The organism is Rubrobacter marinus (genome assembly GCF_011492965.1).
In the GTDB taxonomy this organism is placed as follows: Bacteria; Actinomycetota; Rubrobacteria; order Rubrobacterales; family Rubrobacteraceae; genus Rubrobacter_F; species Rubrobacter_F marinus.
The window spans coordinates 1,986,488-2,001,679 of record NZ_CP045121.1 but is presented as its reverse complement, the minus strand read 5'-3'; the positions used below and the strand labels follow the sequence as shown (position 1 = coordinate 2,001,679).

The following is a 15,192-nucleotide window of genomic DNA, read 5'->3' as shown; positions in this document are numbered from 1 at the left end:
TTCTAACCCGGCAGCACGGCGACCAACACGACCCAGAGCACGCACAGAACGACCGTGATCCCCGCCGCCCTCGGCCACCGCTCCTCCGGCAGCACGACCCCCGCTATCGCCGCGTAGGCGCAGCCGAGGTAGAAGAGCGCGACGAGGGGCAACGAGGCACCGGGCGTCGGCACGGCGGCGCCGGGCAGCGCCGCTCCACCCTCGGCGACGGAGGCGAGGACGGTAACCAGAAAGCCGTTCGGGGCGTTGATGAGGTGGGCCAGCGTCGCGGAGGCGCTGCCCGCGAGGACGCCGAGGAGCCCTAGGGTGAGGATCGGGCCCGAGAGCGGCACCGCAACGAGGTTCGTCAGGAGACCGACCGCAGATACCTCGCCGAAGCTCGTCGCGATTATCGGCGTCGTGGCGATCTGGGCGGCGAGGGAGACGGCCAGCAGGTTCGAGACGAGCTCGGGCGGCTTCTTCGCGCGGCGGAAGATCGTCCTCTTAACCAGGGCTTGCAGCGGTTTTCTCAGGAGCAGGATGCCGAAGACGGCGGCGACGGAGAGCTGGAAGCCGGGGTTGTAAACGAGCATGGGGTTCCAGGAGAGCACGGCCGCGAGCATCGTGGTCATGAAATGGAGCGGAGAGAGTTGGCGTTTCAGCAGGGGTGCTGCGAGCACGAACGTGGCGACCACACCCGCCCGGATCGCCGAAGGCGGGGCCCCGGCGACGACGATGTACAGCCAGACGAGGGTGAGGACGGTCAGATTCCTGAGGAGGGTCGGCACCGCGAGGAGCCGGAGGACGAGGTAGATCATGGCCGCCAGAACGGCGACGTGCTGGCCGGAGATGGCGAGGACGTGCATTACCCCGGCCCTTCTGAACGCCTCCTCCAGATCCTCCGGTATCCTCGACGGGTCCCCGAGCACCATGCCGCGCACCACCGAAGCCTCCCGCGGTCTCAGCCCGTGTCCGAGCGCCAGGTCGGTCGCGCGGTGCATCTGGCCGATGGTGCCGCGCTCCTCGTCCATGGGCCACACGCCGCCCGCGTACACGATCCCGGAGACGCGGCGCGTCTGGAGGTACCGCCCGTAATCGAAGCCGTCCTCCCCCACCTCCGGGCGCTCGATCTCCCCGGCGAACCGCACCCTGTCGCCCACCCCGACCCGCATGTCCGCGGAGTAGACCTCGACCGCGCCGCCCCTCAACACCTCCTTCTCCTCGTACCAGAGGTGCTCGACGCGCACCTCCGCCCGGTACCCGATCTTCGTCGGCACCGGCGGGGAGGAGACGCGCCCCACCACCTCGACCTCGCCCGGCATGACCGCGGCCAGCTCGCGCAGGGGATCCGGGGTAGACGCGTGGAGGAACGCGATGCAAACCCCGCCCGCGATGAAGAGCGACCCCAGGATCGCCATCGCCCGCCAGCCCGGGGGCACGAGACCGGAGGGCCGGACCACCGCCGCGACCGAGACGGAGACGCCGACCAGTACGAGCGCCACCCCGAGCGGCGGCGCGAGGGTGCCGGAGGCGACGCCGAGGGCAAGGAGCAGCGCCCACAGATCCAGGCGCACCGGCGGGCTCAGGTCGAGGCGTAGCCCCCGCGTACCGGTGCTCTCCGAGGTCCTAAACGCCTGCAAAAGGCTTGATCTTCTCCAGCGTCTTCGGACCGATCCCCGGAACCTCCTCGAGCTCGTCGAGGGACCGGAAGGACCCGTTCTCCTCCCTGTACTCCACGATGCTCTGCGCGGTCGAGGGCCCCACCTCGGGCAACTCCTCCAGGTCCTCGGGCTCGGCGGTGTTCACGTCGACGAGGAGCGGGGCCTGCGCCTCGACGATCGCCTCCTCCAGCGAGGTGCTGTAAACGACCCTGGGCGTCGCCTCCGAAGCCCGCGACGAGTAGTAGGCGCCGCCGGAGAGCACGATCACCACGAGGGCGCTCACGACGACCTGGGGCTTGTACCGGCGGAGGCGGCCCGACGGGAGCCACCCCCCGCGGCTCGTCGAAGTTGCGGTCTCGAACTCATTTCCGAACACCGTGTGGGTTGGCGGCGAGCGACGGTACGAGCCTAGAACATACGAGGACTGCCGCCGGCTCCGCTTCCTCCTCCCCCTCGCTTCACGTACATGGGGAGAGGTTAGGGGCCGGGCCCGCCGGCCGCGTCATGCTCGAGGGATGATCCTGCCCGACTTCCCTAAACCGGGAGGAATGGCAGCAGGGTAATAAACGAAGGCATGACCACTCGGAATGTGGAGCCGAGGGGGATCGAACCCCTGACCTCCGCGCTGCCAGCGCGGCGCTCTCCCAGCTGAGCTACGGCCCCGAAGACCCAAAGAGTATAGGCACCCGGCGCGGATGTGTCAACGCGCCGCGTGCCGTTGGCCTCCTTACTCTTCCTCCCACTTCTCCTGCGGTGCCGCCCTCCAGAGGGCCTCCAGGCGGTAGTAGTCGCGCGCCTCGTCGGTGAAGACGTGAACCACCACGTCGAGAAAGTCCAGGCTGATCCAGGCCGAGCCCTCGTCGTAGTTGCGTGAGCGCGGGCGGTAGCCCTCCTCCCGCATCTTGTCGATGACCTCCTCGACGATGCGGCGCACCTGACGGTCGGTCTCGGCGCTGGTCACGACGAAGTAGTCGGTGTAGGAGACGAGCTCCGTGAGGTCTATGATGGTCACGTCGCGGCCGAACATTCCGGCCGCTGCCCCGGCCGCCGTCTCGGCCATGTGCCGGGTGATCTCCGGCCCCTCGCGCACCACGTCGTCCACGGAACGCCGCGCCGGCTCTTCGCGGTTCAAGATGCGTCCTCCTCGCTCAAGCTTTCCCCCCGTGCGTCCACTGCCACGCCGTCTCCCGCACCGTACAACCCCCTGTCGTGGATGATCTCGTGTACCGCCTCCGGCACCAGGTACCGGACGCTCTTCCCGTCCGCCACCATCTGTCTTATGGTCGTCGCGGAGATGTCGACCCTCGTGCACTCCACCGGGACGATCCGATCGAAGTTCTTCAACTCGGCCGCGAGGTGATCCAGGTTCGAGATGTCGTAGCCGGGCCTCGTGGCCGCGACCATCCGGGCCTCCGCGAGAAACCCGTCCGGGTCCCGCCACGAGAGCAGGTTCGAGACCTCGTCGGCCCCGCTCACGAAGAACCACTCCTCACCCTCGTAGCGCTCCTTGACGAGCGGCACGGTCTCCACGCTGTACATCGCCCTCCCGGCGTCCACCTCGACGCGGTCCACGACGAAGCGCCCGTTCCCCTTCACCGCCGCCTCGACCATCGCGTAGCGGTCCTCGACGGGCGCCTTGACGCTCGCGAAGTCCTTGTGCGGGGGCACCCCGCCGGGGACGAAGATCACGCACTCCAGCCCGAGCACGTCGGCGACCTGCTCGGCGATCACGAGGTGCCCGTGGTGTATGGGATCGAAGGTGCCGCCGAAAATGCCCATCCGCCCGCTCAACTGAAATCGAACCCCACTTCGCCGATGCGTACCTCGTCTCCGGCCGCGGCGCCCGCGCGCCTCAGGGCCGCCACGACGCCCTTGCGCTCCAGCTCCCGCTGGAAGTTCTCGACCCCCTCGGGGTTCTCCCAGTCCGTCCTGAGCGCGAGGCGCTCGATCTCCTCGCCGGAGACCTCGTACGCGTGCTCCCCCATCTTCTCGACCCGCATCCCGCTCCAGGTCGGCCGGAAGGTCCGGTGCTCGCGCGCCACGGCGGCCACCGCGATCTCCCGCTCGCTGAGCGCCCGCAGCCTCCTCTCCAAAAGGTCCCGCAACTCCGGCACCCCCTCACCCGTGAGCGCCGAGACCTGGACGGCGTTGGGGAACTGGTCCCGCAGATAATCCCGCAGCTCCTCGTCGAGGGTATCCACCTTGTTCAGAACGGTGATGAGGGGCCTGTCGCCGAGACCGGCCGCGTAGAGCTCCGCCCGCAGCGTGCCCTCCGCCCCCTCCGGGTCTTCCGCCGCGTCGAGGACGAGCGCGAGCAGGCGGGCGCGGGCCACGTGGCGCAGGAAACGGTTGCCTAAGCCCCTGCCCTCGCTCGCGCCGGAGATAAGGCCCGGGATGTCCGCGACGACGAAGGGTTCGCGGTACGTCTTGTCGTCCACGACGCCTAGCCCCGGGGTCAGCGTGGTGAACGGGTAGTCGCCCACCTTCGGCCTGGCGGCGCTGAGCGCCGAGAGCAGCGAGCTCTTCCCCGCGTTCGGCAGGCCCACGAGACCCACGTCGGAGAGGACCCGGAGCTCCAGGCGGATCTCCCGCTCCTCCCCCGGCAGCCCCCTCTCCCTGAAGGCCGGGGCGCGCCTCGTCGAGGTGGCGAAGGAGGAGTTGCCCCTGCCCCCCAGGCCGCCCTTCGCGACGACGACCTCCTCGCCCGCGTCCGCAAGATCGGCCAGGAGCCCCTGCTCGTCGTAGATCAAGGTTCCCACGGGGACCTCGACGACCACGTCCCCGCCCCCCTCTCCGGCGCGGTTGTTGCCGGAGCCGTGGCGGCCGCGGTCGGCCCTTATGAGGTTGCGGTGCGCGTACTGTTCGAGCGTCTGGAGGTCTTCGGTGGCCCGGAAGATCACCGAGCCGCCGTCGCCCCCGCGGCCGCCGTCCGGGCCGCCGCGGGGCTTGTACTTCTCGCGGTTGAACGAGACGCTGCCGTCGCCCCCGCGCCCGGCGCGGACGACGAAGCGGGCTTCATCTACAAACTGCAACGGGGCTACAGACCCCCAAAGAGCTCGGCGTTCAGGCCGTTACCCCTACGACTTCCGCGGCCGGGTTCTCGAGCACGTTCGCCACGCTCTTGCCGCGCGTGCGGCTGAAGGCAACCTGGCCCGAGACCTTGGCGAACAGGGTGTCGTCGGAGCCCTTGCCGACGTTGAGGCCCGGGTGGACCTTCGTGCCGCGCTGGCGGACGATGATGCTGCCGGCGGTCACGGTCTGGCCGCCGTAGGTCTTGATGCCCAGCCGCTTGCCCTCGGTGTCGCGGCCGTTCCTCGACGAGCCGCCGCCCTTCTTGTGTGCCATTCTTAGCTTACCTCCAGAACCTTTATGCGGGTCCGGGCCTGACGATGCCCGGTCTTCTTGCGGTACGTCTTCTTCGGCTTGTACTTGTAGATGTGGATCTTGTCGCCCTTGAGGTGCTCCAGGATCTCCACCCTGGCCGTGCGGCCGGAGAGATCGAAGTCGTCGCCGTCCGCGACGAAGGAGACCGGCAGCTCCACCGACTCCCCGACCTCGCCCGCGAGGCGGTCGACGACCAGCTCCCCGTCGCGGGCGGCCCTGTACTGTTTCCCGCCGATCTTCAAGACTGCAAACATGAGACGCTCCTGAACGCTTTATCATTCGAACGGGCACTTCTAAAAGGAATGCCACGGTACTGACGGACTAGTATAACCCCCGACCGTACCTTCGACCAGTCGGGTGCCCCCACCGGGCTACCCCTTGTAGCCTTCGGCCTTCGAGCGCATCGCGATGCCCTGGAGCAGGCCGAGGGAGATCACGCTTACCACCAGGCTACTGCGGCCGTAGCTTATGAACGGCAGCGGGATGCCGGTCACGGGCATCATCCCCATCGTCATGCCCACGTTGACGAAGACGTGAAACAGAAAGATCGTGGCGACGCCGACCGCGATGAGGACGCCGAAACGATCCTTGGAGACGGTCGCGACGTGGAGTATCCGCCAGATCAGGACGAAGAAAAGGACGAGCAGCAGCGCCCCGCCCACGAACCCGATCCTCTCGGCGAGGCTCGAAAAGATAAAGTCCGTGTGGTCCTCCGGCAGGAACCCCAGCTTCGCGAGCGTCGTCGCGTCGAGACCCTTGCCGGTGAGCCCGCCCGAGCCGATGGCGTCCTTGGATTGCAGCACCTGGTACCCGACGTCCGTCGAGCCCGTCGGGTCCATAAACGCGGTGAGCCGCGCGATCTGGTACTCCTCCAGAAACTGGAACTTGACGGCGAGCGCGAACGCGACCAACCCGGAGGCCGCGAGCAGGCCGAGCTGGTAGAGCTTCGCCCCCCCTATAAACGAAACCGTAAAGAACACGGCCCCGAAGACGAGCGCGGTCCCGAGGTCGGGCTGGGCGAAGACCAGCGCCGCGGGCACGCCCAGAAAGCCCAGCGACTTCAGGAACGTCTTCGTCTCGCTCGGCGGGTTCTCGGCGAAGTAGCCGGCGAGGGCTATGACCACCAGGAGCTTCGCGAACTCCGAGGGCTGAACCTGCACGGGGCCGATGTCGATCCAGCGCTGGGCGCCCCCGGCCGAGTCGCCCGTGATGGTGACGGCGAGGAGCATGAATACGGCGGCCCCGTAGACCCAGGGCAGGTACTTCTGGAGCTTGCGGTAGTCGTAGATCGCGAGCGGCACCGCGCCGATCAGGCCCGCCACGAACCCGAGCCCCTGGTTGAACGCCAGGCCGTAGGACTCCTCCGGGGTCGCCCCCGAGACGTAGACGGCGAGCATCCCGAAGGCCGTCAGCGCGAGCGAGGTGAGGAGGAGTATCGGGTCCATCGCCCTGAGCCACCCGAAGATGCCCTCGGCGGGACGGCCGCGCCCCGCCATGCCGTTCGTCGTGCTCCTGCTCGTCAAGCCGCTTTGCCCCCATCCTTCGTTACGATCTTGAACAGCCACGCCCCCACGAGGTACGCCAGCACCCCGTTGAGCAGGGCGTCAGGCAGTATACCGCCGAAGGCGTAAGCCAGAAACGACGGCCCGCCCGCGCCCGCGAGGGAGAGCGCGACGAGGCCGACGAGGTCGTAGACGGCCACCGCGACCACCGTGCACAGCGCGAGAATAGCCCTCGAGTCGCCCTTGCGGCCCGAGGCGCGCATGGAGATCGCCGCCGCCGCGAGCCCGCCGAGGGCGCCGACCCCGAAGATGCCGGTGCCGGCCGCGAGGGCGTCCGTGAGGATGCCCCCGAAGAACCCCAGGAGGAGCGCCTGCAGGTCGCGCTGGCCGCTCGTCGCGACCAGGATGCCTATGATCGCGAACCTCGGCCCCACCCAGCCGAAGGTCAAGAGCGGCGAGAGCGCCGCTTCGAGGACCGCCGCGACCCCGACGAGGACCGCCGCCCGGACGATGGAGGCGCCACCTACCAACCCGTGATCACCCGCACCTCCTGCAGGTCGCTGGGGCGCACTGCGGGGGTGACGGTGATGTTCTGGAACTGGTTTATGTCCTGCGAGCTTACGGACTCGACGGTCCCCACGAGGAGCCCCGGCGGGTAGATGGACAGCCTGTCCTCGCTCCGGCCGCTCGTCACCACGAAGTCGCCCTTCTCCACCCTGGCGTTCAGGTCCACGTAGTCCACGCCGAGGTAGCCCTCCCAGCCGGTCTTGAGCATCCCCTGCCCGTAAGGAGCCTCGCCCTCCGGCGGCTCCTCGGGGGCGTCGGGCGGCACCATCCGGACCCCGGCCGCGAAGTCCTGGCTGGTGACGAGGATGACCTCGGCGGTGTGCGGCGTGACCATCTTCGTCGTGCGCCCGACGAGGACGTTCTCCCCGACGACGACCGGCTGCTCCTGCCTCACCCCATCCTCGCTCCCGACGTTGATCTGGATGCGCTTGGTGAGCTGGCCCCCGACCGGCGCGACCACGTGGGCGAGCGGCGCGTACTCGAACGAGGGCTGCTCGGCCTCGAGGAGCTCGCGCAGCCGCTGGTTCTCCTGCCTCAGGCGAGCCGCCTCGGCCGCCTCCTCCTCGTTCTCCAGGGCCCGGCGCTGGAGCGCCTCCTCCTCGCGGGCGTTGAACGCGCTCCCCATGGAGTCGCGCGCGGACGCCACCGGCGACCCGACAAACGAGAACAGCCCCCTGACCGGCCTGAGCACCTCGGCGGCCCCGAGCTGCACCGTGTGCAGCGGCCCCGTCTGCTCGTCCTCCTTGAGGTAGATCGTGAACAGGACGAGGCTCGCCACGCAGAGGATGGCGAGGCCCGCGAGACCGCTTGCGGCGCTGGACTTTTTTCTACCCATGACGGGACCCCAGACCCGCGGGCTAGCCCGCGGAGAGCGCGCTGCGGTAGTACTCGAGCTCCTCCAGGGAGCGGCCACTACCGATAGCGACGCACATCAGCGCGTCGTCGGAGACGTGCACGGGGATGCCGGTCTCGCGGCGCAGCCGCTCGTCGAGGTGCCTGAGCATGGCCCCGCCGCCGGCGAGGATCATGCCGCGGTCCATGATGTCCGACGCGAGCTCGGGGGGCGTGCGGTCCAGGGTGTCGCGGACCGCCGCTACGATCGCCTCGACGGGGACGCTGATCGCCTCCCGGATCTCCTCGCTGGTGATGGCGATGGTCTTGGGCAGCCCGGTCACCAGGTCCCTCCCCCGGATCTCCGCCGACTCCTCCTCGGCGAGCGGGAACGCGCTGCCGAGCTCGATCTTAAGCTGCTCCGCCGTCTGCGTCCCTATCGCCAGCTTGTACTCCTTCTGGATGTACGTGCCGATGGCGTCGTCTATGTCGTCGCCGGCGATGCGGATGGAGGATTTGGTCACGATGCCGCCCAAGGATATGACCGCGACCTCGCTCGTCCCGCCGCCGATGTCCACGATCATAGAGCCCTGGGCCTCGTTGACGGGCAGCCCCGCCCCGATGGCCGCCGCCAGGGGCTCCTCGATGGTGAAGGCCTGGCGCGCCCCGGCCGACTCCGTCGCCTCCTTCACCGCCCTAAGCTCGACCCCGGTCACGCCGGAGGGGACGCAGACCACGACGCGCGGCCCGACGAGCGAGCGGAAGAGCCGGCGCCTAGGCTGGGTCTTGCGGATAAAGTAGGCGAGCATCTTCTCCGTCACCTCGAAGTCCGCGATCACCCCGTCCTTCAAGGGACGCATGGCAACGATGTTGCCCGGCGTGCGGCCGAGCATTCTCTTGGCGGCGCTCCCGACGGCGACCACCTTATCCGTCTTGTTGTCGATGGCCACCACCGAAGGCTCCGACAGCACGATCCCCTGCCCCTTCACGAACACCAGCGTGTTCGCCGTGCCGAGGTCTATCGCCACATCCCTTCCGAACAATCCCAACATTCCCCTATCCCCATCCGTTCAGGCAGGAAGCCCCGAACCGCTTCAAAGCATCCCGTGTTCTTTCATGCTAAAGTGCCCGTCGCCCACGATCACGTGGTCGAGGACCTCGATCCCCAGAATCTCGGCGGCCCCACAAGCCTCTTCGTGACCTCACGGTCCTCCGGGCTGGCCTCCGTCTTGCCGCTGGGGTGGTTGTGCGCCAGGATCACGCCCGCCGCACTCGCCCGGATGGCCGGCTTGAAGACCTCCCGGGATGGACGAGCGCCTGGGAGAGCGTACCGACGCTGATCAACGGGGTCCCGATGACCTCGTTTTTGGTGTTGAGCAGCACGGCAACGAAGTTCTCCCGGTCGAGGTTGGCTATGCGCCCCCTCAGTAGCCTGTCCACGTCCGCCGGCGATGATATCACGGGTTTTCCCGGGTTGCGAACCTGCCCGATGCGCCTCCCCAACTCCACCGCGGCCAGTATTATGCAGGCCTTTGCCTCGCCTATTCCGTTGACCTTGGTGAGCTCGTGGACGGAGACGTCGTAGAGCCCGTGCAGGCCCCCGGCCTCGCCTATGACCTCGTTCGCGAGCTCGACGGCGGTCTTCTCGCGGCTGCCGATCCCGAACAGGAGGCCCAGCAGCTCCCCGTCGGAGAGGGCGGCCGGACCGGCCTCGAGGAGGCGTTCGCGGGGCCTGAGCTCCGGCGGGAGGTCCTTTATCGTGTACCTGCGCCCCACCCTCGGCCTCTCCCGCTACGCTGACCCACGGCTCGGAACAAGGATACGACGGCCGGCCCGGGACCGCGTCCTCCGGTCGGGATGAACTAGTACCAGCGTACCCCGTGCTCCTCCAGCATGCGGCTCGTCGTGGAGAGCGGGAGCCCGACGACGTTGGTGTAGTCGCCCTCGATCCCCTCCACGAAGAGCGCCGCCGTGCCCTGTATGGCGTATCCGCCGGCCTTCCCCACCCCCTCCCCGAGCCTCGCGTAGGCCAGAAGCTCGGGCTCGGAGAGCCCGCGCATGCGCACGCGGGTCCTGACGCTCTCGACGGAGACGCCGTCCCCATCGCCGCCGACGACCGCCACCCCCGAGTAGACCTCGTGCTCGCGCCCTTCGAGGAGGCCGAGCATGCGCCGCACGTCGCCCTCGCTCTTCGCCTGGCCCAGGACCTCGCCCGAGCCCGGCACGTAGACCACCGTGTCGGCGGCGAGCACCACGGTGCCGGCGGAGGCGCCCGGCCCCTCCGCGACCGCGAGCGCCTTGCCCCTGGCGTTCTGCACGGCCGTCTCGGCGGGGTCGGAGAGGGAGACCTCCGGGAAGCCGCTCTTACGCCCGACGAAGTCGTAGCCGACCATGCGCAACAGGTCGACGCGGCGGGCGGACTCCGAGGCGAGGACGAACTGCACGGAGCCCTAGATCTTGCCGCCGAAGAAGAGGCCGAGCTCCCTCTGGGCGCTCTCCGGCGAGTCGGAGCCGTGCACGAGGTTGTCGGGGAGGCTCAGGGCCAGGTCGCCGCGGATGGTGCCGGGGGGCGCCTCGGCCGGGTTCGTCGAGCCCATGAGGCGACGGACGACCGCTATGGCGCCCTCGCCCTCGATCCTCATCGCGACGACGGGCGTCGAGGTGATGAAGTCCACGAGCTCGCCGAAGAAGGGCTTCTCGCGGTGCTCGGCGTAGTGCTCCTCCGCGAGCTCGCGGCTCACGTCCATAAGCTGCATCGCGCGTATGTCGAGGCCCTTCGCCTCTATGCGCCTCACGATCTCGCCTATCAAACGCCGCCGGACGCCGTCGCCCTTCACGAGCACGAGGGTCTGTTCCATGGTTCTACGCTCCTTCTTCCGTCTCTACCAGTCGACTTTCTTTTTCTGCGCCGTCGCGCAGTACGGGCAGGTGGCCCACTCGAGTTGCAGCGGCCGCGAGCAGTTCTCGCAGGGCCTCTTCAGGTCCCAGTTGCACTCGGGGCAGAGCAGATAATCGCTCTCCACCACGGAACCGCAGTTGGGACACAGGTTGACCCGATGCTTGAGCTCCCGCTCCAGGACCGCGAGCTCCAGCTCGCGCTCCCGGGATTCCGCCACGTACTCGGGAGGACGCACTATAACGTAGATCAAGGTCCCTATAAACGGGAAGATGAGCGCGACGGCCCCCCAGTACCAGCGCATCGCCCCGCGCCGGTCGGCGTCGGTGAAGGTCCAGTAGACGAGCGCGAGCCACAGGATCGCGAAGAACAGCGCGACGAGGCGCAGCCCGAGCGTCAAGAGCGGGCTGCCCAGAAAGTCGTTTACGACCTGGAACGGGTCCCCGTCCGTCTGCAACAGGACCGCGCTCACCCCACGAACCTCGACACCACGAAGAACCCGAGCACGAACGAGACCACCGCGACGACCGCCAGCAGCCCGAGCAGCTTCCAGATCCCGCTAGTCAAGATCCCTCCCCGCGCAACACGCCGAGCACGCCCGCCGCCGTATACAGCGAGCCCGTCACCAACACCACCCCGTCTTCGCGGCCCGCCTCCCGACGGCCGCCTCCAGAGCGTCCGAGGGGCTCTCGAAGACCGCGGCGCTCCCCCCCGCCCTATCCCTCGGATCGTACCTCCGCACCAGCTCCTCCGGCCCGACGGCCCGGCCGCCGGAGCCGCGGGGGCGGGTCAGCACCAGTCCATCGGCCTGCTCCTCGACGGCCCGGAGCATACTCACGACGTCCTTGTCCTGCAAGGCGCCGAAGACGACCGTAAGCCGCCGCCCGCCGAACCGCGCCCGGACCGCGGAGAGCGTCGCCGCGAGCCCCTCCGGGTTGTGCCCCCCGTCCACCACCACCCGCGCCCCGCCGACCTCGAACTCCTCGAAGCGCGCCGGGAGCCGCGCCCCACGCGCCGCCAGACCTCGCTCCTCTTCCGCCAGGGGCCGCCCGAGCAGCACCTCCGCGGCCCGCATGCCGAGCCGCGCGTTTCGTGCGAGGTGCGTCGGAAGATCGGCGGTCGCGGAGTCTCCCACGCGGTCGTCCGTAAGCTCCACGAGGCTCGCCCCAACTCGCTCGCACGTCTCCCGGGCCAGCCGTACCACTCGCCCGTCGTCCGTCCCGAGCACGAGCGTCGAGCCCGGGCGGACGCTCGCCAGCTTCTCGGCGGCTATCTCCTCGACCGTGCCGCCCAGATATTCGGCGTGGTCGAGGCCGACGTTGGTGAGGACCACGACCTCGGCGGGCGCCGCGGTCGTCGCGTCGTGTCGCGCCCCGAGCCCGGCCTCGAGGACGGCGAACCGGAGGCCGCGGTCGCGGAAGATCTCGAGGGCGCCGGCGGTGAGGATCTCGAACTGCGTCGCGGGGACGCCGTGGCAATCGGCGACCTCCATGACCCCGGCCATCGCGGAGGCGAACTCCCCCTCGGAGACGGGGACGCCCCCGACCATCACGCGCTCCGTGTAGGAGAGGACGTGGGGCGAGAGGAAGGCGCCGGCGGGATGGCCCGCGGCTTCGAGCGCTGCCGCGAGAGCGCTGGCCGTCGTGCCCTTGCCGTTCGTGCCGACCACCTGCGCGACGCGGAGGGCGCGGTGCGGGTCGCCGAGGAGGGAGATCAGGGCCTCGATGCGCTCGAAGCCCAGGGCGATGCGGCGGCGGCGGTCGAGCTCTTCGCAGACCGCCTCGTATGCCGTGGGAGCGGCCGGTCTCACGCCTGGCTTAGAGGTAGTCGTCCAGGCGCGAGCGGAGCGTCTCGAGCAGCCTCCCGTTCGAGCGAAGCTTCTCCCGCTCGGCCTCGACCACCGGGGCGGGAGCCTTGTCGACGAACCTCGCGTTCGAGAGCTTGCCCTCCGCGCGCTTGACCTCGCCCTCGACCCGCTTGATCTCCTTCTCCAGGCGCGTGATCTCCCCGAGACGGAGCTCTTCGGAGAGCACGATCTCGACGACGCCCTCGCCGGCCGCGAGCGCCGCCCTGCGCTCCGAGCCGTCGACCTCGTCGACGAGCCTGACGCCCGCCAGCGCGGAGAACACCCGCTCGTCGATGCCCTCGGGGCGAGCCCCGTAAGCTCGCCCTCCACCTTGCCCTCGGACCGGAAGGAGCGCACGGCCGTGATCGCGGCGCGCGTGAGGTCGATGTGGCGGGCCGCCGCAGGGTCCTCCAGCGAGGGATCGAAGCGGGGAACCGTGCCCTCACGAGCATCTCCTCGCCCCCCAGGACCCGGTTCATCTCCTCCGTCGCGAACGGCATGACGGGGTGGAGGAGGCGCAGGATCCCGCCGAGGACCTCCCGAAGTATGCGTGGGGTCTCGGCGGAGGGCGCGGCCTTCGCTATCTCGACGTACCAGTCCGCGAAACGGTGCCAGGCGAAGTCGTAGACGAGGCGCATCGCCTCGGAGAACTCACACTCCTCCAGGAAGCGGTCGTATTCGCGCACCGTCTCGTTGAAGGAGTGGAGGATCCAACGGTCCGACGCCGAAGCTTCCCCCGCTGCGTCCTTAGCCTCGTACCCGGCGACGAAACGCGTCACGTTCCACAGCTTCGTGACGAAGGAGCGCCCCATGTTCGCCCGCTCGTAAGAGTAGGCGAAGTCCTGCGTCGAGGACTGGTAGAGGAGCCCGAAGCGGACCGCGTCCGTGCCATACTCGTCGAAGAGCTCGAGGGGGTTGATGGTGTTCCCCTTCGACTTGCTCATCTTCGTCCCGTCCTCGGCGAGCACGATGGAGTGGACGTTGATCTTCTCGAACGGCACGTCCCCGCGGAAGCGCAGACCCGTCATGATCATGCGCGCCACCCACAGGTACATGATCTCCCGCGCCGTAGAGAGGAGCGCCGTCGGGTAGAAGTACCCGAGGTCCTCCGTCTCCACGGGCCACCCGAGCGTCGCGAAAGGCCACAGCCCGCTGCTGAACCACGTGTCCAGGATGTCCGGGTCCTGCTCCCAGCCCTCGCCCGGCGACTCCTTCGCCGCGACGACCTCGCCGCCGGGGCCGTACCACACGGGTATCCTGTGGCCCCACCAGAGCTGGCGGCTCACGTTCCAGTCCTGCAGGTTCTCCAGCCACCGCACGGTCTCCCGCCGCCACGAGTCGGGGTAGACCGTGATCTTCCCTTCACGGAGCGCCCGGATGGCGGGTTCGGCGAGCTCCCTCATCGAGATCCACCACTGCTCCGAGAGCCAGGGCTCGATGACGGCCCCGCAGCGGTCGCAGTGCCCGACGCGGTGGGTGTGCTGCTTGACCTCCCCGAGCAGCCCCTCGGCGTCGAGGCGGCGCGCGATCTCCACCCGCGCGTCCTCGCGTGTCATCCCCTCGAAAGGCCCGCCGTTCTCGTTGATCGTGCCGTCCGGGTTGAGGACGTTCACGGGCTCGAGCCCGTGGCGCTCCCCGATCTCGAAGTCGTTCGGGTCGTGCGCGGGCGTCACCTTCAGCACACCTGTCCCGAACGCCGGGTCTACGTAGGAGTCCGAGAGCACCTCGACCTCGCGCCCCACGAACGGCACCATCACCCTACGTCCGAAGAGGCCCTTGTACCGATCGTCGTCCGGGTTGGCGACGAGCGCCACATCGCCGAGCAGCGTCTCCGGCCGCGTCGTGAAGACCTGGACGTAGTCGTTGCCGTCGGGACCGGGGCCCCCGCCGTCGACGAAGGGGTAGCGCACCCCGTAGAGCTTGCCCGCCACCTCCTCGTAGTTGACCTCGAGGTCGCTGATGGCGCTTCGGTCGCGCGGGCACCAGTTGGTGATGCGCGCTCCCTTGTAAAGAAGCCCGGCGTCGTACAGTTCGACGAACGCCTCCGCGACGGCGTCCTGGTAGCCCTCGTCCATCGTGTACCGGAGGCGCCGCCAGTCGGCGGAGGCCCCGAGCCGCTTCATCTGGCCGAGAATCTGGGAGCGCGACTCCTGGGCGAACTCCTGGCAGAGCTCCAGGAACCGCTCCCTGCCGACGTCCCAGCGGGTCTTGCCCTCCTCCCGCACGAGCTTGCGCTCGACGACGTTCTGGAGCGCGATGGAGGCGTGGTCGACGCCGGGGAGCCAGAGGGCCTCGTAGCCCTTCATGCGGGCCCGGCGGATCAGGGTGTCCTGGATCGCGCCGTTCAGGGCGTGGCCCATGTGGAGCGCCCCCGTCACGTTCGGCGGGGGCAGGACGACGCAGTACGGCTCCTTCTCGGGGTTCGGCTCGGCGTCGAAGGCGCCGGAGCGCTCCCACTCCTCGTAGATGCGGCCCTCGACGGCCTTCGGGTCGTAGGTCTTGGGGATCTCCGCCTGGTTCAACTGA

General features: G+C 69.0%; 16 protein-coding genes, 1 tRNA gene and 2 pseudogenes. All 19 read right to left on the bottom strand.

Annotated elements, in window-relative coordinates:
* Nucleotides 1-2: 2 nt before the first annotated feature.
* Nucleotides 3-1,619, bottom strand: a complete 1,617-nt coding sequence (locus GBA65_RS10215; RefSeq protein WP_166396472.1) for a ComEC/Rec2 family competence protein — start codon at nt 1,617-1,619, stop codon at nt 3-5.
* The gene (locus GBA65_RS10210) at nt 1,606-1,923 is read right to left on the bottom strand and encodes a ComEA family DNA-binding protein (protein ID WP_207956296.1); all 318 of its coding nucleotides are present in this window, start codon (nt 1,921-1,923) and stop codon (nt 1,606-1,608) included. The genes GBA65_RS10215 and GBA65_RS10210 overlap by 14 nt, the downstream gene beginning before the upstream one ends.
* Before the next feature lie 307 nt (nt 1,924-2,230).
* Nucleotides 2,231-2,303, bottom strand: a tRNA-Ala gene (locus GBA65_RS10205).
* A 64-nt stretch (nt 2,304-2,367) separates the two neighbouring features.
* Complete coding sequence (gene rsfS, locus GBA65_RS10200; protein ID WP_166396470.1) at nt 2,368-2,772, bottom strand: ribosome silencing factor; 405 nt, start codon at nt 2,770-2,772, stop codon at nt 2,368-2,370.
* On the bottom strand, nt 2,769-3,419 hold the full coding sequence (nadD, locus tag GBA65_RS10195; RefSeq protein ID WP_166396469.1) for a nicotinate-nucleotide adenylyltransferase: 651 nt from the start codon (nt 3,417-3,419) through the stop codon (nt 2,769-2,771). Before nadD ends, rsfS begins: the two co-directional genes overlap by 4 nt.
* Nucleotides 3,420-3,427: 8 nt before the next feature.
* Nucleotides 3,428-4,672, bottom strand: coding sequence for a GTPase ObgE (gene obgE / locus GBA65_RS10190; RefSeq protein WP_166396468.1), 1,245 nt, complete (start codon nt 4,670-4,672; stop codon nt 3,428-3,430).
* 31 nt (nt 4,673-4,703) lie between these two features.
* Nucleotides 4,704-4,985: a 50S ribosomal protein L27 gene (rpmA, locus tag GBA65_RS10185; protein ID WP_166396467.1), complete on the bottom strand. Its 282-nt coding sequence runs from the start codon at nt 4,983-4,985 to the stop codon at nt 4,704-4,706.
* 2 nt (nt 4,986-4,987) lie between these two features.
* On the bottom strand, nt 4,988-5,278 hold the full coding sequence (gene rplU, locus GBA65_RS10180; RefSeq protein ID WP_166396466.1) for a 50S ribosomal protein L21: 291 nt from the start codon (nt 5,276-5,278) through the stop codon (nt 4,988-4,990).
* Nucleotides 5,279-5,395: 117 nt separating this feature from the next.
* A complete protein-coding gene (gene rodA, locus GBA65_RS10175; protein ID WP_166396465.1) occupies nt 5,396-6,547 on the bottom strand; it encodes a rod shape-determining protein RodA in 1,152 nt (383 codons plus the stop codon).
* Nucleotides 6,544-7,056 (bottom strand): rod shape-determining protein MreD, encoded by a 513-nt coding sequence (mreD, locus tag GBA65_RS10170; RefSeq protein WP_166396464.1) that lies wholly within the window; start codon nt 7,054-7,056, stop codon nt 6,544-6,546. Before mreD ends, rodA begins: the two co-directional genes overlap by 4 nt.
* Nucleotides 7,050-7,928, bottom strand: coding sequence for a rod shape-determining protein MreC (gene mreC / locus GBA65_RS10165; RefSeq protein WP_166396463.1), 879 nt, complete (start codon nt 7,926-7,928; stop codon nt 7,050-7,052). Before mreC ends, mreD begins: the two co-directional genes overlap by 7 nt.
* 22 nt (nt 7,929-7,950) lie before the next feature.
* A complete protein-coding gene (locus GBA65_RS10160) occupies nt 7,951-8,973 on the bottom strand; it encodes a rod shape-determining protein (RefSeq protein WP_166398448.1) in 1,023 nt (340 codons plus the stop codon).
* A gap of 45 nt (nt 8,974-9,018) precedes the next feature.
* A pseudogene (gene radC, locus GBA65_RS25825) lies at nt 9,019-9,700 on the bottom strand (RadC family protein).
* An 86-nt stretch (nt 9,701-9,786) separates the two neighbouring features.
* Nucleotides 9,787-10,368 (bottom strand): Maf family protein, encoded by a 582-nt coding sequence (locus GBA65_RS10150; protein ID WP_166396462.1) that lies wholly within the window; start codon nt 10,366-10,368, stop codon nt 9,787-9,789.
* Between the two features lie 6 nt (nt 10,369-10,374).
* Nucleotides 10,375-10,782, bottom strand: a complete 408-nt coding sequence (gene ndk / locus GBA65_RS10145; RefSeq protein WP_166396461.1) for a nucleoside-diphosphate kinase — start codon at nt 10,780-10,782, stop codon at nt 10,375-10,377.
* Between the two features lie 24 nt (nt 10,783-10,806).
* Entirely contained in the window at nt 10,807-11,292 is a 486-nt protein-coding gene (locus GBA65_RS10140; RefSeq protein WP_166396460.1) for a double zinc ribbon domain-containing protein, read from the bottom strand.
* 150 nt (nt 11,293-11,442) lie between these two features.
* Nucleotides 11,443-12,630: a bifunctional folylpolyglutamate synthase/dihydrofolate synthase gene (locus GBA65_RS10135; RefSeq protein ID WP_166396459.1), complete on the bottom strand. Its 1,188-nt coding sequence runs from the start codon at nt 12,628-12,630 to the stop codon at nt 11,443-11,445.
* Between the two features lie 7 nt (nt 12,631-12,637).
* Nucleotides 12,638-12,853: a hypothetical protein gene (locus GBA65_RS26345; protein ID WP_407691086.1), complete on the bottom strand. Its 216-nt coding sequence runs from the start codon at nt 12,851-12,853 to the stop codon at nt 12,638-12,640.
* 292 nt (nt 12,854-13,145) lie between these two features.
* Nucleotides 13,146-15,188, bottom strand: a pseudogene (locus GBA65_RS23025) (valine--tRNA ligase); the annotation flags it as partial.
* Nucleotides 15,189-15,192 lie beyond the last annotated feature (4 nt).

Bases quoted from the DNA above. Each gene is read 5' to 3' on its own strand.
- rpmA (WP_166396467.1), bottom strand. From the start codon at position 4,985: ATGGCACACAAGAAGGGCGGCGGCTCGTCGAGGAACGGCCGCGACACC.
- nadD (WP_166396469.1), bottom strand. From the start codon at position 3,419: ATGGGCATTTTCGGCGGCACCTTCGATCCCATACACCACGGGCACCTC.
- mreC (WP_166396463.1), bottom strand. From the start codon at position 7,928: ATGGGTAGAAAAAAGTCCAGCGCCGCAAGCGGTCTCGCGGGCCTCGCC.
- rplU (WP_166396466.1), bottom strand. From the start codon at position 5,278: ATGTTTGCAGTCTTGAAGATCGGCGGGAAACAGTACAGGGCCGCCCGC.
- ndk (WP_166396461.1), bottom strand. From the start codon at position 10,782: ATGGAACAGACCCTCGTGCTCGTGAAGGGCGACGGCGTCCGGCGGCGT.